General features: G+C 66.7%; 21 protein-coding genes. 4 read left to right on the plus strand and 17 right to left on the minus strand.

Translation table 11 applies throughout. From position 1 onward, the window contains the following. Positions 1-32 precede the first annotated feature (32 nt). The 16 genes from B6S44_RS09660 to B6S44_RS09735 form a co-directional block, all read right to left on the minus strand. Positions 33-740, minus strand: a complete 708-nt coding sequence (locus B6S44_RS09660; RefSeq protein WP_129156695.1) for an ABC transporter ATP-binding protein — start codon at positions 738-740, stop codon at positions 33-35. After that, on the minus strand, positions 733-1,485 hold the full coding sequence (locus B6S44_RS09665; protein ID WP_129156696.1) for an ABC transporter ATP-binding protein: 753 nt from the start codon (positions 1,483-1,485) through the stop codon (positions 733-735). Before B6S44_RS09665 ends, B6S44_RS09660 begins: the two co-directional genes overlap by 8 nt. Beyond that, positions 1,482-2,489 carry a branched-chain amino acid ABC transporter permease gene (locus B6S44_RS09670; RefSeq protein WP_129156697.1) on the minus strand — a complete coding sequence of 336 codons (1,008 nt, stop codon included), beginning with the start codon at positions 2,487-2,489 and terminating at the stop codon, positions 1,482-1,484. The genes B6S44_RS09665 and B6S44_RS09670 overlap by 4 nt, the downstream gene beginning before the upstream one ends. Then, complete coding sequence (locus tag B6S44_RS09675) at positions 2,486-3,343, minus strand: branched-chain amino acid ABC transporter permease (RefSeq protein ID WP_129156698.1); 858 nt, start codon at positions 3,341-3,343, stop codon at positions 2,486-2,488. The genes B6S44_RS09670 and B6S44_RS09675 overlap by 4 nt, the downstream gene beginning before the upstream one ends. Before the next feature lie 21 nt (positions 3,344-3,364). After that, entirely contained in the window at positions 3,365-4,537 is a 1,173-nt protein-coding gene (locus B6S44_RS09680; protein WP_129156699.1) for an ABC transporter substrate-binding protein, read from the minus strand. A gap of 51 nt (positions 4,538-4,588) precedes the next feature. Beyond that, positions 4,589-5,278, minus strand: coding sequence for a 4-carboxy-4-hydroxy-2-oxoadipate aldolase/oxaloacetate decarboxylase (locus B6S44_RS09685; RefSeq protein ID WP_129156700.1), 690 nt, complete (start codon positions 5,276-5,278; stop codon positions 4,589-4,591). Further along, positions 5,275-5,997, minus strand: a complete 723-nt coding sequence (locus B6S44_RS09690; RefSeq protein WP_129156701.1) for a PIG-L deacetylase family protein — start codon at positions 5,995-5,997, stop codon at positions 5,275-5,277. The genes B6S44_RS09685 and B6S44_RS09690 overlap by 4 nt, the downstream gene beginning before the upstream one ends. Before the next feature lie 16 nt (positions 5,998-6,013). Then, complete coding sequence (locus B6S44_RS09695) at positions 6,014-7,096, minus strand: 4-oxalomesaconate tautomerase (RefSeq protein WP_129156702.1); 1,083 nt, start codon at positions 7,094-7,096, stop codon at positions 6,014-6,016. A 3-nt stretch (positions 7,097-7,099) separates the two neighbouring features. Further along, positions 7,100-8,083 (minus strand): Bug family tripartite tricarboxylate transporter substrate binding protein, encoded by a 984-nt coding sequence (locus B6S44_RS09700; RefSeq protein WP_129156703.1) that lies wholly within the window; start codon positions 8,081-8,083, stop codon positions 7,100-7,102. Further along, positions 8,083-8,916, minus strand: a complete 834-nt coding sequence (locus tag B6S44_RS09705) for an NAD(P)-dependent oxidoreductase (protein WP_129156704.1) — start codon at positions 8,914-8,916, stop codon at positions 8,083-8,085. The genes B6S44_RS09700 and B6S44_RS09705 overlap by 1 nt, the downstream gene beginning before the upstream one ends. An 86-nt stretch (positions 8,917-9,002) precedes the next feature. Next, a complete protein-coding gene (locus B6S44_RS09710) occupies positions 9,003-9,923 on the minus strand; it encodes a LysR family transcriptional regulator (RefSeq protein WP_129156705.1) in 921 nt (306 codons plus the stop codon). Between the two features lie 75 nt (positions 9,924-9,998). Beyond that, on the minus strand, positions 9,999-10,700 hold the full coding sequence (locus B6S44_RS09715; protein ID WP_129156706.1) for an ABC transporter ATP-binding protein: 702 nt from the start codon (positions 10,698-10,700) through the stop codon (positions 9,999-10,001). After that, positions 10,687-11,472 (minus strand): ABC transporter ATP-binding protein, encoded by a 786-nt coding sequence (locus tag B6S44_RS09720; RefSeq protein WP_129156707.1) that lies wholly within the window; start codon positions 11,470-11,472, stop codon positions 10,687-10,689. Before B6S44_RS09720 ends, B6S44_RS09715 begins: the two co-directional genes overlap by 14 nt. Beyond that, the gene (locus B6S44_RS09725; RefSeq protein WP_129156708.1) at positions 11,472-12,425 is read right to left on the minus strand and encodes a branched-chain amino acid ABC transporter permease; all 954 of its coding nucleotides are present in this window, start codon (positions 12,423-12,425) and stop codon (positions 11,472-11,474) included. Before B6S44_RS09725 ends, B6S44_RS09720 begins: the two co-directional genes overlap by 1 nt. 1 nt (position 12,426) lies before the next feature. Continuing rightward, positions 12,427-13,299 carry a branched-chain amino acid ABC transporter permease gene (locus B6S44_RS09730; RefSeq protein WP_129156709.1) on the minus strand — a complete coding sequence of 291 codons (873 nt, stop codon included), beginning with the start codon at positions 13,297-13,299 and terminating at the stop codon, positions 12,427-12,429. Positions 13,300-13,482: 183 nt separating this feature from the next. Further along, entirely contained in the window at positions 13,483-14,619 is a 1,137-nt protein-coding gene (locus tag B6S44_RS09735) for an ABC transporter substrate-binding protein (protein WP_129156710.1), read from the minus strand. Between the two features lie 236 nt (positions 14,620-14,855). Between B6S44_RS09735 and paaG the strand changes: the two genes are divergently transcribed. From paaG to B6S44_RS09755, 4 genes are read left to right on the plus strand one after another with little or no spacing between them, the layout of a single operon-like run. After that, positions 14,856-15,641 carry a 2-(1,2-epoxy-1,2-dihydrophenyl)acetyl-CoA isomerase PaaG gene (gene paaG / locus B6S44_RS09740; RefSeq protein WP_129156711.1) on the plus strand — a complete coding sequence of 262 codons (786 nt, stop codon included), beginning with the start codon at positions 14,856-14,858 and terminating at the stop codon, positions 15,639-15,641. Beyond that, positions 15,638-16,084 (plus strand): hydroxyphenylacetyl-CoA thioesterase PaaI, encoded by a 447-nt coding sequence (gene paaI / locus B6S44_RS09745; protein WP_129156712.1) that lies wholly within the window; start codon positions 15,638-15,640, stop codon positions 16,082-16,084. Before paaG ends, paaI begins: the two co-directional genes overlap by 4 nt. Positions 16,085-16,122: 38 nt before the next feature. After that, positions 16,123-17,433 carry a phenylacetate--CoA ligase PaaK gene (paaK, locus tag B6S44_RS09750; RefSeq protein WP_129156713.1) on the plus strand — a complete coding sequence of 437 codons (1,311 nt, stop codon included), beginning with the start codon at positions 16,123-16,125 and terminating at the stop codon, positions 17,431-17,433. A gap of 6 nt (positions 17,434-17,439) precedes the next feature. Continuing rightward, complete coding sequence (locus tag B6S44_RS09755; protein ID WP_129156714.1) at positions 17,440-18,036, plus strand: TetR/AcrR family transcriptional regulator; 597 nt, start codon at positions 17,440-17,442, stop codon at positions 18,034-18,036. A 27-nt stretch (positions 18,037-18,063) separates the two neighbouring features. Here B6S44_RS09755 and B6S44_RS09760 read toward each other — a convergent pair whose 3' ends face one another. Beyond that, positions 18,064-21,513, minus strand: coding sequence for an indolepyruvate ferredoxin oxidoreductase family protein (locus tag B6S44_RS09760; RefSeq protein WP_129156715.1), 3,450 nt, complete (start codon positions 21,511-21,513; stop codon positions 18,064-18,066). Between the last annotated feature and the right edge of the window lie 68 nt (positions 21,514-21,581).

A 21,581-nucleotide genomic window follows, 5' to 3' on the forward strand; every position in this document is an offset into this window, starting at 1 on the left:
GACGTTTCCTTTCCCTGTTTTCAGTCGATGGATCAGGCGGCGGCGAGGCCGAGATGGCGCTCCAGCCGTGACGGGTCGGCGAGGAGCTCGGCACTCCCGGCGGCGAGGACGACACGGCCGCGCTCGAGCACGATCGCCTCGTCGGTGAGTTCGAGAATCTTGCGGGCATGCTGCTCGATCACGATCGCCGAGAGCCCCTCCTCGCGGACGAGGCGCTTCAGGGCGCGCAGCAATTCCTCGACGATGATCGGCGCAAGGCCCTCGGTCGGCTCATCGAGCAGCAGGAGCTTGGGGTTGAGCATCAGCGCCCGGCCGATCGCCAGCATCTGCTGCTCGCCCCCGGAGAGCTGGTTGCCGAGATTGCCCTTGCGCTCGGCGAGCCGCGGGAACATCGCAAAGACGCGCTCTGTCGTCCACGGGCCGGGTGTCGCGACGGCGGTCAGGTTCTCCAGCACGGTCAGCGACTTGAAGATGTTGCGCTCCTGCGGCACCCAGCCGATGCCGGCATGCGCGCGCTGCTCCGGCGAGGCCGCGGTGATGTCGCGCCCGCCGAACGCGATCCTGCCGCCGCGCCGGCGGGTGACGCCGATGATGCTGTTGACCAAAGTCGTTTTGCCGACGCCGTTGCGGCCGAGCAGCGCGAGCGAGCGGCCCTCGGCGAGCACCAGATCGATGTCGAACAGCACCATGGCCTCGCCATAGCCGGCGCTTAGGCGCTCGACGCTGAGGAGTTCAGCCATGGGCGTGCTCCCCGAGATAGGCGGCACGGACGGCCGGATCGCGTGCGACCTCATCCGGATCGCCTTCCGCCAGCACATGGCCATTGACCAGCACCGTGATCCGCGTCGCGAAGCGGAAGACGAGGTCCATGTCGTGCTCGATCAGCAGCACCGAGACGTCTTCGGGCAGGCTCGCGACCATCGCCATCAATTCGCGCCGCTCGGCCTCGGGCACACCCGCCGCCGGCTCGTCGAGCAGCAGCACGCTGGGCTTCGCCGCAAAGGCGGCGGCGATCTCGATCTGGCGCTGCTTGCCATAGGGCAAGGTCGCGATGTGCTCGTCCATGATGTCGTCGAGCTTGAAGCGGGCAAGGATCTCGGCCGTCTGGGCGACGAGTTCAGCGTCACGGTCGAGCGCGCGCAGTGGCTGCCGGCCGCGCCCAAGCCGCTCGGAGGTCACCAGCGCGATCATCTCGACCGGCGTCATCGTCGCAAAGAGCTGATTGATCTGGAATGTGCGCGCCAGCCCGCGCCCGACCCGGGCTTCGCGCGAGACCGCGGTGATGTCCTCACCCTTCAATTCGATGCGGCCGGAGCTCGGGCGCAGCACCCCGGTCAGGAGATTGACGAAAGTGGTCTTGCCGGCGCCGTTCGGGCCGATCAGCGCGTGACGCGCGCCCTTCGCCAGCGTGAAGTCGACATGGTCGGTGGCGGTGATGCCGCCGAAGCTCTTGCAGAGGTCGAAGGTCTGGAGCGCCACGCTCATGTCGGCGACCTCCGGCCGAGACGCGCGATCCGGTCCACCACCGCCTTGATGCCACCATGGATCAATTCGCGCCCACCAAGGACGAACAGGACGAGGAACAGCCCGATCCAGAACATCCAGTATTGCGGCGTGAAGCTCGCGATCACGTCCTGCAGCAGCTTGAAGGCGATCGCGCCGATCAGCCCGCCATAGAGATAGCCGGCGCCGCCGATGATCAGGACGAGCATCAGGTCGGCGGAGCGGTGGAAGGCGAGCACGTCGAGCGAGACGAACTGCGTGGTCTGGGCGAGCAGCGCCCCGGCCGCCCCGGCATAGGCGGCCGCCAGCGTGTAGACCGCAACCAGCCGCCAATGCAGCGGCACGCCGGATGCCGAGGCGCGCAGGGGATTGTCGCGGATCGCCCGCAGCGACAGGCCGAAGGGCGAGCCGGTGATGCGGCGCGCCAGCACGAACAGCACGAACAGCACGGCGAGCGAATAGAGATAGGCGACCTTGCCGAAGATATCGAACTCGAACAGGCCGAGCACCGGCCCCATCATGATGCCCTGCAAACCGTCGGCGCCGCCGGTGAGCCAGCCGAGCGAGTTCGCCAATTCCCTCAGGATCAGCGCGACGCCGAGCGTCACCATCAGGCGCGTCAGGTCGCTGCCGCGCAGGATCAGCGGGCTGGTGATGAGGCCAAGCAGGCCAGCCGCCCCCATCCCGACAGCCAACCCGGCCAGCGGATCGGCACTGGCATGCTTGGCGAAGAGCCCGGCCGCATAGGCGCCGAAGCCGAAGAAGGCGGCGTGCCCGAGCGAGACGATGCCGGCATAGCCGAGGATCAGGTCGAGCGAGACGGCAAAGAGCCCGAGGATCGCGATCTCGTTCAGGATCAGGAGCTGGCGCGGCAGCAGGAAGAATGCCGCTACCGCCAGGACCCAGAACACGATCTCGGCCGGATGCCAGCGGCGCGCGCCATAGAGCGAGCGCCGGATGCGCGCCTCGATGCCGTCGGCGCTCATGCCCGGCCTCGTGCGAACAGGCCATGCGGCCGGGTGATCAACAGGACCACCATCAGCGCGTAGATGATGAAGGCGCCGAGCTGCGGCACGAGGTACTTGCCGGCGACATCGGCAACGCCCAGCAGCATCGCGGCGAAGAACGGGCCGGAGATGGTCGAGGTACCGCCGACGGTCACGACGATCAGGAAGTAGATCATGAACTTCAGCGGGAAGGTCGGATCGAGCCCCATCAACTCGATGCCGAGCGCCCCGCCGAGGCCGGCAAGACCCGAACCGAAGGCGAAGGTCAGCGCGAACAGCCGGCTCACGGGGATGCCGAGGCCGCGCGCCACCCTGGCATCGTCGACCGCGGCGCGCAGCCGGCTGCCGAAGCGGGTGCGGGTGAAGCCCCATTGCATCGCGAAGGCGAGCGCGCCGCAGAGCACGATGATGAAGAGCCGGTAGCGACCGACGCCGATGCCGGCGAGGTCGAAGCGCCCGCTCAGCCAGGCCGGCAGATGCACGAATTGCTGGCTCGACCCCATCAGATAGTCGGCGCCGGCGACAGCCATGAACACCAGCCCGATCGAGAACATCACCTGGTCGAGATGGCTCTTGGCGTACATCGGCCGGTAGACCAACCGCTCCAGCACCAGCCCTGCGGCCGCAGCCGCGAGGAAGGCCGCCGGCAGCGCCCACAGGAACGGCAGGCCGAGCCGCTGCATCGCCAGCACGGTGACATAGCCGCCGAACATGGCGAAGGCGCCGTGGGCGAGGTTGATGAAGTTCATCAACCCCATGGTCACGGACAGCCCGCAGGCCAGCACGAACAGGATCATGCCGTAGGCGACGCCGTCGAAGAGGATGGTGAGCACGCCGCGTCCGCCCTGGCCGGCTTACTTCTTGGCCTTGGTCGGGTCCTTGACGTTGGGGATCGTCTCGAATTCCTGATTCCAGAGCTCGCCGTTCACGCGCTCGACCTTGCGGATATAAACGTTCTGGATGATGTCGCGCGTCTCGGGGTCGATCGAGATCGGTCCGCGCGGGCTCACCCAGCTCATGCCCTTCATCGCCGTGACCAGCGCCTCGCCGCCCTCGCCCTTGGTCTTCTTCAGGCCCTCATAGAGCGCGTGCATGCCGTCATAGCCGCCGACCGCCATGAAGTTTGGGCGCATGCCGGGATTGGCCTTCTTGAAGCCCTCGACGAAGGCCTTGTTCTCCGGACTGTCATGCGAGGCCGAATAATGCTGGGCGGTGATGACGCCGAGCGCGACGTCGCCCATGCCGTTGAGGATGTCGTCATCGGTCAGGTCGCCGGTGCCGATCAGCTTGATGCCGCTCTTGTCGAGGCCGCGCTCGACGAACTGCTTCATGAACTGGGCGCCGACGCCGGACGGCACGAAGACCAAGAGCGCTTCGGGCTTGGCGTCGGCGACGCGCTGCAGGAAAGGCGAGAAATCGGGGTTCTGCAGGGGCACGCGGATGTTCTCGACCTGACCGCCGCCGGCCTTGAACGCCTCCGAGAACGAATTCTCGACGTCATGGCCCGGGCCGAAGTCGGAAACGATGGTGATGACGCGCTTCGTCCCCTGCTTGGCGATCCAGGTCCCGAACGGCGCGCCGATCTGCGGCACGACCTGGCTGGTGCGCACGACGAAAGGCGAACGCTCGGTGATGATCGCGGTCGCCGCCGCCATCACCACCATCGGCGTCTTCGCCTGCGTCGCCAGCGGGGCGGTCGCGAGCGCGAGCGGCGTCAGGCCGAAGCCGGCGATCGCCGTGACCTTGTCGTTGACGATCAATTCCTGCGCGATGCGGCGGGTGACGTCGGCGGTGCCGGTGTCGTCCTTGACGATCAGCTCGATCTTCTTGCCGGCGACGGTCGCGCCCTTCTCCTGGATGTAGAGATTGGCGGCCGCGGCGATCTGCCGGCCGGTCGAGGCGAAGGGGCCGGTCATCGGCAGGATCAGGCCGATCTTGACCGCATCCTGCGCCAAAGCCGCGCCGCTGACCGAAGCGGCCAGAGCGAGGCCGAGCATTCCACTGAGAACAGTCCTGCGATTGGTCATGTCGTTCCTCCCAAGAGTTCTACCAATCCCCTTTCCGGGGCTTTCGTTGGATTATTCGTCTTCGTCGTCGCGATAGGTAAGGCCCGCCTTCGCGAGGCCGTCGCGCATAGCGTACATGTCCAGCCCGAGTTCGCCAGCAGCCAGGCGTCTACGCTTTTCGTCTTCATTGGCCTCGCGCTTGCGGCCGGCGGCGGCGACCGCCTCGGCATCGCCTCGCGGCACCACGACGACGCCGTCATCGTCGGCGACGATCACGTCGCCGGGATGGATGAGCGCCCCGGCGCAGACCACCGGTACATTGACCGAGCCGAGCGTCGCCTTGACCGTGCCCTTGGCGCAGATCGCCCGCGACCAGACCGGGAAGCCCATCTCGGTCAGCGTGCGCACATCGCGCACCCCGGCGTCGATGACGAGGCCGACACCGCCGCGCGCCTTGAGCGAGGTCGCGAGCAGGTCGCCGAACATGCCGTCGGTATTATCGGCAGTGCAGGCGACGACGAGCACGTCGCCGGGCTGCACCTGCTCGATCGCGACATGGATCATCCAGTTGTCGCCGGGCTGGGCCAGCACGGTCACCGCGCCGCCGGCGATCTGCGCGCCGGCATAGATCGGCCGCATATAGGGCTTCAGCAGCCCGCTCCGGCCCATCGCCTCATGCGTAGTCGAGACGCCGAGCGCCGCGAGATCGGCCATCGCGGCGGCGGAAGCGCGCTTCCTGGTGCGGATGACGACGGGGTTCATGCCAGCGCCTCCAGGGCTTCCGGGAAGAGGCGCTGATAGGCCTCGCCATAGGTCATCGCCTTACCGGAGTTGCGGCCGCCCTGCATGCCGCGATTGAGCGCGACACGGGTGTAGTATTCCCAGAGATGCTTCTGCGCCGCGAGGATTTCGAACGCCTTGCGCTTCTGCTCCCAGACCTCGTCGATGTTGAGGATGACGTTCGGCTTGAAGTTGCACTGCTCCGGCTGGTGCGGCTCAAACAGGAAGACCGGCGGGGCGGCATAGGCACGGTTGGGATCGGGCTTGTGGCCGGCCGCCTGCGCGATGATGCGCGCCTCCTGGGCGAAGCGCGTCGCCTCGGGATGGTCGACATTGTAGGGGTCTTCGAGCGCATGCGTCAGCACGAAGCTCGGACCGAGTTCGTGAAAGATGTCGATGGCGCGCTCCAGCATCGGCTCGGTGGTGCGCAGCGGATAATCGCCGGCATCCATGAACTCGATCTCGGCGCCGAGCAGCGCGGCGGCGGCTTCAGCCTCCTCGCGACGCTGCGCCTTGACCTCCGCCATCTGCACGCTGGCCTTCTTCCAGGCGAACTGGCTCTCGCCGCGCTCGCCATAGGACAGGCAGAGGATCTTGACGCGCATGCCGCGCCTGGCATGCAGTGCGATGGCCCCGCCGGCTCGCCAGACGAAGTCGCCGGGATGGGCTGATATCACCAGGCCTGTCTTCTGGGCGCTCATCGCATGCGCTCCTCTCTCACAATCTACCAGCCGGCACGAAGGCCTCGCCGGCCATGAGGATGCGCGCGGTGCGCAGCAGCCCGGCCCGCTCGATCACCGGCCGCTCAGTGGTTCCGCCAACCGTCAGCGTCACCGTGAACTCGCCGGTCGGGTGCTCGACCGAAAGCGAACGCTCCCGCCCTTGTGGCATCACAACGACGGAGGCGGCAGGCGAGCCCGGCAATACTGCAGCGGTCGCGACCGTCACCGCCGCAAACACCCCGATCGAGGCGTGGCATTCATGCGGGATGAAGCTGCGCGTGCAGATCGCTCCGCCGGCCTGCGGCGGCGCGACCAGCGCGATCTTCGGCACGACTTTCTTCGCGACGTCGCCGAGATTCATCAGCGGCCCTGCCGCAAGGCGGATGGCCTCGATCCGGGCCTTGAGCTCGGCATCCTCGTTGAGCTCGTCGCGCGGCTCGTAGCCGGTGCGCCCGACATCGGCGGCACGCAGCACGATCACCGGCATGCCGTTGTCGATCAGCGTGCAGGGCACGCCCTCGATAACATCGACGACATTGCCGGTCGGCAGCAGCTCCCCGCAGACCGAGCCTTCGGCATCGAGGAAACCGATATCGATCGGCGCCGAGGTCCCCGGCACGCCGTCGATGCGCGCGGAACCCTCAGCGCTCGCCTCGCCGTCCGGCGTGTCCATGGTCAGGTCGGCGATCGTGCCGGTGTTGATCGTCCGAACCCGCACCGTCGTGCGCGCGCCAGTCGCCTTCACCAAGCCACGCGCCAGCGCAAACGGCCCGATCCCGGCAAGGATGTTGCCGCAGTTCGGGGTGGTATCGACCGAGGCCGTCTCGATGCCAACCTGCGCGAACAGGAAGTCGATATCGCAGCCGGGCTCGCTCGAGGGCGAGACGATCGCGACCTTGCTGGTCAGGGGGTTGGCGCCGCCGAGCCCGTCGACCTGGCGCTTGTCGGGCGAGCCCATCACCGCGAGCAGGATCGCATCGCGCGCGGCGATGTCGGCTGGCAGATCGTCGCGCAGGAAGTAGGCGCCCTTCGAGGTGCCGCCGCGGATCAGCATGCAGGGGATGGCGAGCTGACCCATCGCTCACTCCGCCGCCTTGATGCCGGCACGGGTAATGACGTCACGCCAGAGCGCGAGTTCCGAGCCGATCAGCTTGCCGAAGCCCTCGGGCGTTTCAGGCCGGGCAATGGCGCCGTCCTTGGCCAGGGCCGCGGCGAAATCGGATTGGCCGAGCAGCGCATTGATCTCGCGATTGAGCCGCTCGACGATCGGGCGTGGCGTACGCGCCGGCGCCACCATCCCGTACCATTGCACCGCCTCGAAGTCCGGCAAGCCGTTTTCGGACAAGGTCGGCAAATCGGGCGCGAAGCCGACGCGCTCGCGCGCGGCGACACCGAGCACCCGAAGCTGGCCACCTTCCGCGAGCGGCAGCACCGCCGGCCCGCCCGTCAGCGTGAACTGGACATTCCCGGCGACGAGATCGTTTACCGAGGGCGCCGTGCCGCGATAGGGCACATGCGTCGCCTCGATGCCGGCGCGATAGCAGAAATAGGCGGTGGCGATATGAGCGGCGCTGCCCTGCCCGCCGGAGGAATAGTTCAGCTTGCCCGGATTGGCCTTGGCGTAGGCGATGAACTCGCCGAGGGTCTTGGCCGGCAGCTTCGGATTGATCGCCAGGATGTTCGGCAGCATGGCGACGAGCGCGACCGGCTGGAAATCCTTGATCGGGTCATAGGGCACGTTCGGGTAGAGCGAGGGCGCGAAGGCCAGCGTGCCGATATGGCCCATCATCAGCGTATGCCCGTCGGGCTCGGACTTGGCGACCTGCCCCGAAGCGGTCATGCCGCCTGCGCCCGGCCGATTCTCGATCACGAAGCCCTTGCCGGTAATGCTGCGCTCGAGCTTGTTGGCGAGCAGTCGCGCCAGGACGTCGGTGCTGCCGCCGGGCGTAAACGGCACCACGATCCGGATCAGCTGGCTCGGCCACTCCGGCTGAGCGCGCGCCGGCGCCAGTCCGGCGAAGCCAGCGATCCCAAGGCCGGCGAGAACGGAACGACGATCCAGCATCACCGGGCCCCCTCCTTGCGGCGGGCCCCGCGCAGCTGGGCGTCGGCGACTGCCTGGGCGAGGCCGGGGTGGAGGTCGGCGATGCCGAGCATCTCGGCTGCCTCGCGCATCTCCGCCGAGCGGCGCACGCCATGGGTGGCGACGCGCTCGCGCATATCGGCGGCAAGGGCATGGAAATCGATCGACGGGAAGGTCGCGTTGAGGCTGGCGAAGACCGGGTCCTTGACGTCCCAGGCCTCGCAGGCGGCAGCGCAATCGACCATCAGCGCCTCCAGCCCCTTGATGACGATGGAACGGCAGAGCTTCATCGCCGAGGCCCGGCCATAGACCTCCGAGACCGGCGTCAGATTCATGCCGAGCCGGTTGAGCGCCTCGGATGCGGCCTGCGCTTTGGGCCCACCGGAAAGGATCGCGACCTTGAGGCCGGGCTTCAGCACCGGCGCCATCACGGCGGCTTCGATATAGTCGGCGCCGCTCGCAGCAATCGCCTGCGCCGCCCGCTGCTTGGTCGAGGGCGCGGCCGAGTTGACATCGACGAATATCTGTCCCGGCTTCAGCCAGGATGTGGCTTCGGCAGCCACCGCCTCGGCCCGGTCGGCAGTGACAGCCGAGAAGACGAAGGCCGCGCCCGAGCATGCTTCCTGCGCCGAGACTGCACGGACGACGCCGAGTTCCTGCGCCATTGCTTCGAGACGGCCGCCGGCCTCGCTGCCGAAGAGCAGATCATAGGCGCGGATGGCAACGCCTTCATTGGCCAGCAGCCCGCGCGAGAAGGCCTGGCCGACCTCGCCAAAGCCGATGAAGGCGATCGCTGCCGTATTGGCGCCTGCCATCGCTGGCCTCTCCTCACGCGTTTCATCCCGTCGCGAGGTTCGGCCAAAGCCATTCTGCCATCAAATGATAAGAATGCAGCGATTGATTACTTTTCTTCATCTCGCCGCGGCACGACGCTGCGCTTCAGCGCCTGGCTCAATAGCGCGATCAGATCCCGCGTCACCGGGCGCAGTGGCACCGATTTGCGCGTAATGATGCCTAGTGTGCGGGTCACCGCCGGCGAGCGCAGCGGCACCGCTACCAGCTCGCCGGCATCGACAACGTCGAGCGAAAGCTGCGGCACGACAGCATAGCCGATGCGCGAGCGCACCAGGCTGACCGCGGTGACGACGCGCTGGACCTCGTAGCGCCAGGTCAGGCTCTCGCGCCTTGCGCCGAGCGCATCGTCGATCAGGATGCGGTTGCCGGTCTCGGCGCTGATGCGCACCAGCGGCTCGTCCTGCAATTGCGCCCAGGTCAGCGAGCTCGCCTGCGCCAGCGGCATCGAGCGATGGCTGACCAGCACAAAGGGCTCCTTGACGACCGGCTTCAGCTCGAGGTCCCAGCGATTGGCGGCGACGATGGTGACACCGAACTCCGCCTCGCCGGACTGGACCTTGTCGGCGATCTCGGAAGCCGAGTTATCGTGGATCCTGACGCCGACGCCGGGATGGCGCACGGCGAAAGCGGCGATCACCGCCGGCATGCAATGCGCCGCCACCGTCGGCAGGCAGCCGAGCGAGACCTGCTCGTCGCCCTCGCGCAGATCGACGCGGACTTCGTTGATGGCGAAGCCGAGATCTTCGAAGATGCGCCGCGCCCGCGGCAGCAACGTCGTGCCGGCGGCGGTCAGCGAGACCTGGCGCGTGGTCCGCAGGAACAGCGGCGTTCCGAGCGATTCCTCCAGCTTGCGGATGCGGTGGCTGAGCGCCGTCTGCGACAGGTTGAGATGCGAAGCGGCAGCGCGGAAGCTGCCGCGCTCAGCGATGCTGACGAAGGCCTGAAGTCCGAGCACATCCACGCGCATCGGATCACATAGCCTTCAGAGCGTGATAAGGCCAACGCCCGCAACAGAGCGTTGTCGATCGTGACGAACGACAACTCAGATTCCCAGATAGGCTGCGCGGATACGCGGATCGGCGATCAGCTCATCCGCGGCACCGCTGAAGACGATGCGCCCGGTTTCCATGACATAGCCGCGATCGGCGATCTGCAGGGCGGCATAGGCGTTTTGCTCGACCAAGAGGACGGTGACGCCGAGCGATTTCAGGGTCTTCACGACGTCGAGGATCTGCGCCACGAGGATCGGCGCCAGTCCCATGCTCGGCTCGTCGAGCAAGAGGCAGGCGGGCCGTGCCATCAGGGCGCGGCCGATCGCCAGCATCTGCTGCTGGCCGCCGGAGAGCCCCCCGGCCGGCAGGTTGCGCTTCTCCCTCAGGATCGGGAACATGGCGAAGGCGTCGGCCATGTCGCGCTCGACGCGCTCGTCGGCGAAGAGATAGGCGCCGAGCCGCAGATTCTCCTCGACAGTCAGGTTGGTGAAGATCAGCCGGCCCTCCGGCGATTGCGACAGGCCCAGGCCCACTCGGCGATGGGCCGGAATAGCCTTCAGCGCCTCGCCCCGGAAGACGATCACGCCGCCGCTCGCCGGCTGCACGCCAGAAATGCAGCGCAAAAGCGTCGTCTTACCGGCACCGTTGGCGCCGACGACCGTGACGATCTCGCCCGAGCCAACCTCGAGGTCAACGCCGTGCAGGACCTCGATGCGGCCATAGCGCGAGCGTAGCCCTTCAACCGAGAGCATGGCCGGTCTCCGTGGCGTGCGTGCCGAGATAGGCCTCGATCACCCTTGGATCGCGCGACACCTTCGCTGGCGAGCCCTCGGCGATCTTCTCGCCGCGGTCGAGAACGACGATGTGGTTGGAAATGCGCATCACCAGCTTCATGTCGTGCTCGACGAGCAGGACGGCGACGCCGGACTTGGCGACCTCGGCGATGAGGTGGTCGATCTCTTCGGTCTCGACCGCGTTGCAGCCTGCGGCGGGCTCATCGAGCAGCAGGATCCGCGGCTCGAGCGCCAGCGCGCGGGCAATCTCGAGGCGCTTGAGGGCGCCGTAGGAAAGCGAGGAGGCTTCGTGCTCGGCCGCGCGCGCCAGGCCGACGCGCTCCAGCAACTCGCTCGCGCGCGCCTTCGTCACAGCACTGCGACGGCGTGAGGAAGGCAGGCAGAGAAGGTCGCTGAGGATCGCGCCGCGCTCCTTCAGATGGCAGCCCGTCATAGCGTTCTCCAGCACGCTCATGCGCTGGAAGATCTGCAGGTTCTGGAAGGTGCGCGACAGGCCGCGCTCGGCCAGCCGGTTCGGCGCCATCCCCGTCACGTCCCGGCCATCCAGCGTGATCTTGCCGCGCGCCGGCAGGTAGACGCCGGAGATCATGTTGAACAGCGTGGTCTTGCCGGCGCCGTTGGGGCCGATCACCGAGACGATCTCGCCCGGCGCGACCGCAAAGCCGACATCGTTGACGGCACGAAGGCCGCCGAAATCGATGCCGAGGCCCTCGACCGAAAGGAGCGTCATCAGCCCCTCCCCTTCAAGCGGCGCATGAGCGAGGGCAGGAGCCCGTCGCGCATAAAGATCATCACCAGCATCATGATCAGGCCGAGGATGAGGTTCTCGTATTGCTGCAGCACGGTGAGCGCCTGCGGCAGCAGCGTCAGCGTCGCCGCGCCGAGGATCGCGCCCGGCACAGAGCCGACGCCGCCGAACACGGTCATCGTCACCAGCTCGACCGAGTGCAGGAAGCCGGCAACATCAGGCGTGATGAAGCGGTTCATCAGCGCCAGCAGCGAGCCCGAGAGCGAGGCGTAGACGGCCGAGATCACGAAGGCCGAGAGCTTCAGCCTGGCGACGTCGACGCCGACCGTAAGAGCTGCGACCTCGGAATCGTGCAGGGCACGCAAGGCCCGGCCGGTCGGGCTGTCCTGGAGGTTGAGCGCGACCCAGGCGCCGAGCAGCATGGCGAGGCCGGTCGCGGCATACCAGAACTGCGCATTGCTGAGGCCGATGCCGATCGTGGTCAGCGCGCTGCGCAGGCCGAGCTCGGCGACCTCGCGCCCGTCCGGCCCGCCGGTGATCTTCGCCTCGTTGGCGAGCACCATCGAGACGAGGATGCCGAAGCCGAGGGTGGCGACGGCGAGGTAATAGCCCTTGAGCCGCAGGATGGGGCGGCCGATCAGCCAGGCGATGCCGCCTGAAAGCACGGCGCCGAGCAGCATGGCGAGGCCTGGATGCAGGCCGAGATAGCCGGGGGCCAGCGCGCAGGCATAGGCGCCGATCCCAGCGAAGCCGGCATGGCCAAGGCTGATCTGGCCGGCAAAGCCGATCAGCACGACGAGGCCGGTGACCGCGAGCCCGTTGACGAAGATCAGCGCGCCGATGCGATAATAGAAATTGGACGGGAAGAGCGTCGGCGCCAGCGCGATCAGCAGCGCCAGCACGATCAGGGTCAGATGCTTGCGAGACAGGCGCATGTCAGACCCGGTCCATCGCCTTGCGGCCGAACAGGCCTTGCGGCATGGCGAACAGGACCGCGAGGATGACCACGAAGGCGACGGCGTCCTTGTAGACGGAGCTGACATAGCCGGCCGTGAACGCCTCGATCAGCCCGAGCAGCAGGCCGCCGGCCAGCGCACCGGCCGGGATGCCCATGCCGCCGAGCATGGCCGCGGCGAAGCCCTTCAGTGCGATCGCCACGCCGAGATCATAGCTCGTCAGGGTGATCGGCGTGACGAGCACGCCGGCCAGCGCACCGATGGCAGCCGAGACCGCAAAGCTCAGCGTCATCATATGGTTCGGGTTGATGCCGACCAGGCTCGCGGCGATGCGATTGTTGGCGGTGGCGAGCACGGCCTTGCCGGTCAGCGTATGGGCGAAGAACAGCCACAGGGACAAGAAGATCGCGACCGCGCCGGCGATGACCCAGAGGCTCTGCGGCAGGATCGTCGCGCCGAGGATCCGGATCGGGTCGTCGCCGGAAAAACTCGGAAAGCGGTGGAGCTGCTTGTCGAAGACGAGCTGGGCGCCGCCGCGCAGGAAAATCGAGGCGCCGATCGTGATGATGATCAGGCTGGCGACGGGCGCGCCCCGAGCCGGCTCGATCGCCAGCTTGTTGAGGAGCACACCGACCGCCGCAGTGGCGATGATGGCCAGGATCGCCGCAAGCGGCAGCGGAATACCGGCCTGCCAGGCGAAGAAGCTGATCATGCCGCCCAGCATGACGAACTCACCCTGGGCGAAGTTCACCACGTCGGAGGCGTTGTAGATCAGGGTGAAGCCGAGCGCGACGAGCGCATAGACCGCGCCGACCGTTACGCCCGACAACAGGTACTGGAGAAGTTCCGCCACTTTCTGCTCCCCGTGGCTCACTTAGATGCTGAAGGCCAGTCCAGTTCGTCATGCTCGCCCCTGTGGCGAGCACCCACGTCTTGAACACCGCCTTCGGCTAGCGAAGCGAAGACGTGGATGGTCGGGACAAGCCCGACCATGACGGAAAGGGCTGCGCTCAATGGCCTCGGGTCGCGTGCCGATTTACTGCGCCAGCGCCCAGTTGCCGCCCTTGATCTCGAGCATGCGGAAGGCGGAGAGATCGAGGCCGAGATGGTCGGTTGCGGCCATGTTGAAGGTGCCGGTCACGCCGACGAAGCCCTTGGTGCCCTCGATCGCATCGCGGATCGCCTTCGGATCGGCCTTGCCGGCGCGCTTGATCGCATCGACCAGCAGCCGCAGGCCGTCATGCGCATAGCCGCCGAAAGTGGAGGCCGGCAGATTGAACTTCGCCTGATAGGCGCTCGTGTAGGCGGCGACGACCGCCTTCTGCGGGTCGTTCGCCGGCAAGAGATTGGCGACAAGGACGGCGGTGCCGGGCAGGCGCACGCCCTCCGAGGCCGGGCCGGCGAGGTCGATGAAGCTCTTCGAGGCGACGCCATGCGACTGATAGAGCGGCGTCTTAATGCCGAGCTGGCCGTAATTGCGTGTGACGATCGCCGGCCCCTGGCCAAAGCCCGGGTTGAGGATCGCCTGCACATCCGCCTTGGAACGGATATTGGTGAGCTGCGGCGTCATGTCGGCGTCGTTCGGGCCGTAGGTCTCTTCGGCGAGCACCGTGATGCCGAACTCGCCGATGACCTGCAGGCATTGCTTGCGCATCGAGGCACCGAAGCCATCCGAGCCGGAGATTAGCGCGATTTTGCTAAAGCCCTTCGCCTTCATGTCCTCGAAGACCTTGCGGCAGGCCATCCGGTCAGTGTGCGGCGTCTTGAAGACGAAGGGCTTGACCGGGTCGACGATCTCGACCGCGCCAGCCAGCGAGATGAACGGGATCCTCGCATTCTCGACGACCGAGATGATCGACATGGTGGTGCCGGTGGTCGAGCCGCCAACGATGGCGACGACCCCGTCATCCTCGACCAGGCGGGTGGCGAAGGTACGCGCCTTGTTCGGATCGCCGCCATCGTCATAGAGGAAGAGCTTGAGCTTCTGGCCGAGCACGCCGCCGCCGGCGTTGATCTCGTCGACCAGCATTTTGAGGGTCTTGGCCTCGGGGTCGCCGAGCGACGAAGCCGGCCCGGTCTCTGAAACCGAGGCGCCGATCTTGATCTCGGCGAAGGCCGGGCTCGCCAGGCCGAGCGCCAGCGCGAGCGCGCTGCCGAAAACGTTGAGCTTCATTGTTTCCTCCGAGTGCCACGTATTTTTGTGCAGTTCGTCGCCGCGCGGCTGAACACTCAGAGCGCGATCGTCGTCGTTCCCCGCATGGCGCGTGGTTGACCTCGGGATCAGGTTCGCAACCTTCACCTGAGACCAATTCGCGCCTTCGTTGGATTAATAATTGACCGACCGTTCGGACTATGCAAGGGATTTTTTGAAGCGATGGCCCAAGGCCGCAACTGCATGGGAGGAAGCGCATGTCCGATACGGTCAAGGTGGCGCTCGCCGACGGCCTGCTGCGGCTGACGCTCAATCGCCCGGACAAGCTGAATTCCTTCAACGAGGAGATGCATTTGGCGCTGCGCGCCGCGATGCAGCGCGCCCATGACGAGAGCGAGATCCGCGCAGTGCTGCTGACCGGCGCCGGTCGCGGCTTCTGCGCCGGCCAGGACCTCGGCGACCGCGACCCGCGCAAGGAAACCGCGCCGGACCTCGGCCGCACGATCGAGACCTTCTACAACCCGCTCATCCGGCTGATCCGCAGCCTCAACAAGCCGATCGTCTGCGCGGTCAATGGCGTCGCCGCCGGTGCCGGCGCCAATATCGCGATCGCCTGCGATATCGTTCTGGCTGCCCGCTCCGCGAAGTTCATCCAGGCCTTCTCCAAGATCGGGCTGGTTCCCGATTCGGGCGGCACATGGAGCCTCGCGCAGTTGCTCGGCGAGGCGCGCGCCAAAGCGCTCGCCCTGACGGCAGAACCGCTGACAGCCGAGACCGCCGCTTCCTGGGGCCTGATCTGGCGTGTCGTCGACGACACCGAGCTGATGGCCGAGGCCGAGGCACTCGGCAAGAAGCTGGCAGCCGGCCCGACCTTCGGGCTCGGCCTGATCAAGCAGGCGATCCAGGCCTCGGCCGGCAACACGCTCGACCAGCAGCTCGACCTCGAGCGCGACCTGCAGCGGCAGGCCGGGCGCAGCGCCGACTATGCCGAAGGCGTCCTGGCCTTTCTCGACAAGCGCCAGCCCGAGTTCACCGGACGATGAGCTTCGACGTTTCCGACCCGGATGCGCTCGCCCGCGCCGTCGCCCAGGCGATGTGGGACAAGGATCTGGCCTCCCGCAGCCTCGGCATGAGCCTCGATGCGGCCGGCCCGGGCGCCGCGACGCTGTCCCTGACCATCACGGCGGTCATGACCAACGGCCACAAGACCTGCCATGGCGGCTATATCTTCACATTGGCGGACTCTGCCTTCGCCTTCGCCTGCAACAGCTACAACCAGAACACCGTGGCGCAGCACTGTTCGGTGACGTTCCTGCGTCCCGCCTTCGAGGGCGACCGGCTGACTGCCAGCGCCCGCGAGGTCTCGCGGATCGGGCGCGGGGGCATCTACGACATCACGGTGACGAACCAGAACGGCGAGCATGTCGCGGAGTTCCGCGGCCACTCCCGCACCATCAAGGGCATGCCGATACCCGTGCCGGGCTGAACGCCCCAGCCGAACAAAAGACAAAGCGGAGGAAACCTATGGAAGACCTTTCGCCCCGTCCGGGCGATCTCGATCCCATCGAAACGGCCTCCCGCGACGAGATCTCGGCGCTCCAGCTCAAGCGGCTGAAGACGACGCTCGACCATGCTTATCGTAATTCGCCGCATTACCAGGCGCAGTTCGACAAGGCCGGCGTCCATCCGGATGACCTGAAGACGCTGTCGGACCTGTCCAAATTCCCGTTCACGGTGAAGCAGGACCTGCGCGACACCTATCCGTTCGGCATGTTCGCGGTGCCGCGCGAAAGGATCGCCCGCATCCACGCCTCCTCCGGCACGACCGGCAAGCCGACGGTCGTCGGCTATACCCAGAACGACATCGAGATGTGGGCAACCTGCGTCGCCCGCTCGATCCGGGCGGCGGGTGGGCGGGCCGGCGACATCTGCCACGTCGCCTATGGCTACGGCCTGTTCACCGGTGGGTTAGGAGCGCATTACGGCGCCGAGAAGCTCGGCTGCACGGTCATCCCGATCTCCGGCGGCATGACCGAGCGCCAGGTGACGCTGATCCAGGACTTCAAGCCGCGCATCATCATGGTGACGCCGTCCTACATGCTGTCGATCCTGGACGAGTTCCGCCGCCAGGGCCTCGATCCGCGCAACTCCTCACTCGCCGTCGGCATTTTCGGCGCCGAACCCTGGACCAACGCGATGCGCGAGGAGATTCAGCAGGATTTCGACATGCACGCGGTAGACATCTACGGCCTGTCCGAGGTGATCGGCCCGGGCGTCGCCAGCGAATGTGTCGAGACCAAGGACGGGCTGCACGTCTGGGAAGACCATTTCTATCCGGAGATCATCGACCCGGAGACCGGCGACGTCCTCCCCGACGGCGAGCTCGGCGAACTGGTCTTCACCTCGCTGACCAAGGAAGCGCTCCCGATCATCCGCTATCGCACCCGCGATCTGACGCGGCTTTTGCCCGGCACGGCGCGGGCGATGCGCCGGATCGAGAAGATCACCGGCCGCTGCGACGACATGATGATCCTGCGCGGCGTCAACATCTTCCCGACGCAGATCGAGGAGCAGCTGCTGAAATGCGCTGGGCTGGCCCCGCATTTCCAGATCGAGCTCGTGCGTGCCGGCCGCATGGACGACATGATCGTGCATGTCGAAGCCATGCCGCACGCTGCCGACGATACTGCCCGCGCTGCCTCGGCCAAGGAGCTTGCGCACCACATCAAAAGCGTGGTGGGAGTGAGCACGAAAGTGAGGGTTGGCGGCCCCGATTCGGTCGAGCGTTCGGCCGGCAAAGCCAGACGCGTCGTCGACAACCGGCCAAAAGGATAGCAGGCGATGGCCCGTACCAGGGCTGCGGATTTCGACGAGAAGCGCCGCGGCATCCTCGACAGCGCCGCGGCCGTCTTCGCCACGCTCGGCATGGAGCGCGCCTCGATGGCGCAGATCGCCCAGGAGAACAACGTCTCCAAGGCGTTGCTCTACCATTATTACCCGAGCAAGGACCTGCTGATCTTCGATATCGGCCGCACCCATCTCGTCGAGCTGGAAGAGGCGATCATCGCAGCCGACCGGCCCGACCTCGAGCCGCGGGCGCGGTTGCGCCACCTGATCGGCGGCGTGCTCGAGAACTACCGCACCGCCTCGAACTTCCACCAGGTTCTGCTCAATGGCACAGGCTCGCTCACCGACGCCCAGAGATCCGAACTCCGCCTGATGGAGCGCCGCATCATCAAGGCGTTCTCTGACGTGCTGGTCGACATCAACCCCGCGCTGGCGGAGAACCGCGCTGGCGTGACGCCCGTCACCATGTCGCTCTTCGGCATTCTGAACTGGGTCTACACTTGGTTCCGGCCGAGCGGTGCGCTGAGCCGCGAGGGCTATGCCGACATGGTCACGTCGCTGTTCCTCGACGGCGCGGGGGCGATGAAATAGCGGCAGTGCCGATCGCAAGAGTGCCGATCACGCGGCCTGCTTTGCAGCCGGCTCCGACGCTTCGCTCAGCAACCTGATCACCGTCGCCTTGACTTCCGTGACTGCCGCCTCCTTCACCGGGCCATAGCCGCGGATATCCATCGGCGCCTTGGCCAGCGCCAGCAGCGCATCCGGAGCCTGCGCGGGCAGCCGCGCCACGATCTCGTCGATCAGCCCTTCGTACCAGCCGATCAGCGCACGCTCCATTGTCCGCTCCGCCGTGTAGCCGAAGATGTCGAAGGCCGTGCCGCGCAGGCCCTTGAGCCTGGCCATCAGCCGCAGCGGCGCCTGGATCCACTGCCCGAATTGTCGCTTCAGCGGCCGCCCGCGCGCATCCTTGTCGCCTCCGAGGAAGGGCGGTGCAAAGTGGTAGTTGACCTTGAAGTCGCCATCGAAGACGCGCTTCAGCTCGTCGAGGAAGCCGGTCTGCATATGCAGCCGCGCCACCTCGTACTCGTCCTTGTAGGACATCAGCTTGAACAGCGAGCGGGCGACCGCGTCGGTGAGCGCCTCAGAGTTGAACGGTTTTTCCGCCGCCCGGACCTTGTCGACACCAGCGCGGTAGCGCCGCGCCCACGCCGCATCCTGATAATCCACCAGGAAGCGCTCGCGGCGGGCGATCACCTCGTCGAGGCTTTCCGCATCGAAGGACGCAGGGGCCGGCGCGAAGGCTGCGGGATCGGCAGCCGCAAGCCGCCCGGCAGCAAAAGCCTGCCGGTTGCGCTCGATCGCGACGCCGTTGAGTTTGACGGCGCGGTGCAGGGCCTCCAGCCCGACGGGAACCAGCCCCTGCTGCCAGGCATGGCCAAGCATGACGATGTTGGCGAAGACGGCGTCGCCGAACAGGCTCTCGGCCAGCGCATTGGCGTCGATGGCACGGACATTCTCGGCACCGGCCACGCGTTCGATTTCCTTCAGCCGGCGTCGCGTCGCAAGGTCGGCATCGCGCAGGCGAACGATGTCGCCCGTCGGCATCTCGGCCATGTTGACGACCGCCCGCATGCCGGACCGGTAGGTGGCTGAGGCCTTGGGCGAGGACGACACGACGATGTCGCAGCCGATCAGCGCATCGGTCGAGCCATTGTCGATCCGAACCTGATTGACCTCGTCGGGTGTTCCGGCGATCCGCAGGAAGGACAGCACCGGCCCGAATTTCTGGGCGAAGCCGGTGAAATCGAGCACCGAGCTGCCTTTGCCTTCGAGATGGGCGGCCATGGCGATCAGCGCTCCGATGGTCACGACGCCGGCGCCGCCGACCCCGGTGACGAGCAGATCATAGGGCTTGTCGAGCGTTGGCAACGCCGGCCTCGGCAGCGCCGCCGACCGCCCGACGAAATTGTCAGCACTCGCCTGCCGCTTGCGGCGGGTGGCGCCTTCCACCGTCACGAAGCTCGGGCAGAAGCCGTCGAGACAGGAAAAGTCCTTGTTGCAGTTGGAGAGGTTGATCTGCCGCTTGCGGCCGAACGGCGTCTCCTTCGGCTCGACGCTCAGGCAGTTCGAGGCCACAGAACAGTCGCCGCAGCCCTCGCAGACCAGATCGTTGATGTAGGCGAAGCGCTGCGGATCGACCATCGTGCCGCGCTTGCGCCGGCGGCGCTTCTCGGTGGCGCAGGCCTGCTCGTAGATCAGCACCGAGACGCCCTTGATCTCGCGCAGTTCGCGCTGGACCGCGTCCAGCTCACGGCGGTGGTGGATGGTCACGCCATCAGGCAGGCTGGCGGGCGCGAACTTTTCCGGCTGGTCCGAGACCAGTGCGATGCGTTCGACGCCCTCGGCGCGGACCTCCTGCGCGATGGCATGGACGCTGATCGGACCGTCGACGGGCTGCCCGCCGGTCATGGCGACAGCATCGTTGTACAGGATCTTGTAAGTGATGTTTGCCTTGGCCGCGATCGCCTGGCGGATCGCCATCGAGCCTGAATGGTAATAGGTGCCTTCGCCGAGGTTCTGGAAAATGTGGCCCCTGCCGGTGAACAGGGAGGACGCCGCCCAATTCACGCCCTCGCCACCCATCTGGATCAGCGAGGTGGTCTCGCGATCCATCCAGCTCGCCATGAAATGGCAGCCGATGCCGGCCAGCGCCTTCGAGCCTTCGGGCACCTTGGTCGAGCTGTTGTGCGGGCAGCCCGAGCAGAAATAGGGCGTGCGGGTTGCGCCCGGCACCTGGATGATGCGTCCGGTCTCGGGTGCGAGAGCCGCTGCGCGCTCGGAGAGGCGCAGATCCGGGAACAGCGCGTCCAGCCGCTTCGCGACGATCGGCGCCAGCAGGCGCGGCGACAATTCGCCGATCCATGAGATCAGGCGATTGCCGTCCTCGTCGCGTTTGCCGACCATGGAATGCGGCTTATGGCCGGGATAGTCGTAGAAATATTCTTTGAGCTGGCTCTCGATGATGCCGCGCTTTTCCTCGACGACGAGAATCTCCGTCTTGCCGCGCACGAACTCGAGCGCGGAGCGGCGGGCCAACGGCCAGACCATGCCGACCTTGTAGATGTCGATGCCGTGGCTGCGGCAGGCCGCTTCGTCGAGGCCGAGCAGGCGCAGCGCTTCCATCAGGTCGAGATGTGCCTTGCCGGTGGTGACGATGCCGAAGGAGGCATCGGGAATGTCGTAGATGCGCCGGTCGATCGGGTTCGCCTCGGCGAAGGCGAAGACGGCCATCTTCTTGGCCTCCATGCGCTCCTCGATCTGGGGGCCCGGTAGGTCGGGCCAGCGATAGTGCAGCCCGGTCGCGGGCGGCGTGTAGTCCGACTCCTCGAACAGGCGCGGCTCCCGCAATTCGACCGATTGGCCACTCTCCACCGTTTCCGAGATCGCCTTGAAACCAACCCACATGCCGGAATAGCGCGACAGCGCGTAGCCATACTCGCCGAAGGCGAGATACTCGCCGACTGAGGCCGGGTTCAGCGTCGGCATGAACCAGGCCATGAAGGCGACGTCGGACTGATGCGGCATCGATGACGAGACGCAGCCATGGTCGTCTCCGGCGACCACCAGCACCCCGCCATGCGGCGACGAGCCATAGGCGTTGCCGTGCTTCAGCGCGTCCCCGGCCCGGTCGACGCCGGGGCCCTTGCCGTACCAGAGGCCGAAGACGCCCTGCACCGTCCTGTCCGGATTGGCCTCGACCTGCTGCGAGCCGAGCACGGCGGTCGCGGCGAGGTCCTCGTTGACGGCCGGCAGGAACTCGATCCCGTGCTGCCCTACCAGTTCCTTGGCGCGCCAGAGTTCGAGGTCGACGCCGCCGAGCGGCGAGCCGCGGTAGCCGGAGATAAAGCCGGCGGTGCCGAGGCCTGCAGCCCTGTCGCGCCGGGCCTGGTCGAGCGCGATTCTGACCAGCGCCTGAGTGCCGGTCAGGAACACGCGCCCGGAGGTCCGGGTGTAGCGGTCATTCAGCGCATAGTCGGCAAGCGGGCTGGTCGACGCGATATCGGCCATGGCATGGGCCTCCCGACAGGTTTCATTCGGGAAATTCTAAACTCGGCCGCCTGGAAAGATTTGCCTGG

This window comes from Allobosea sp. Tri-44, assembly GCF_004123845.1.
In the GTDB taxonomy this organism is placed as follows: Bacteria; Pseudomonadota; Alphaproteobacteria; order Rhizobiales; family Beijerinckiaceae; genus Allobosea.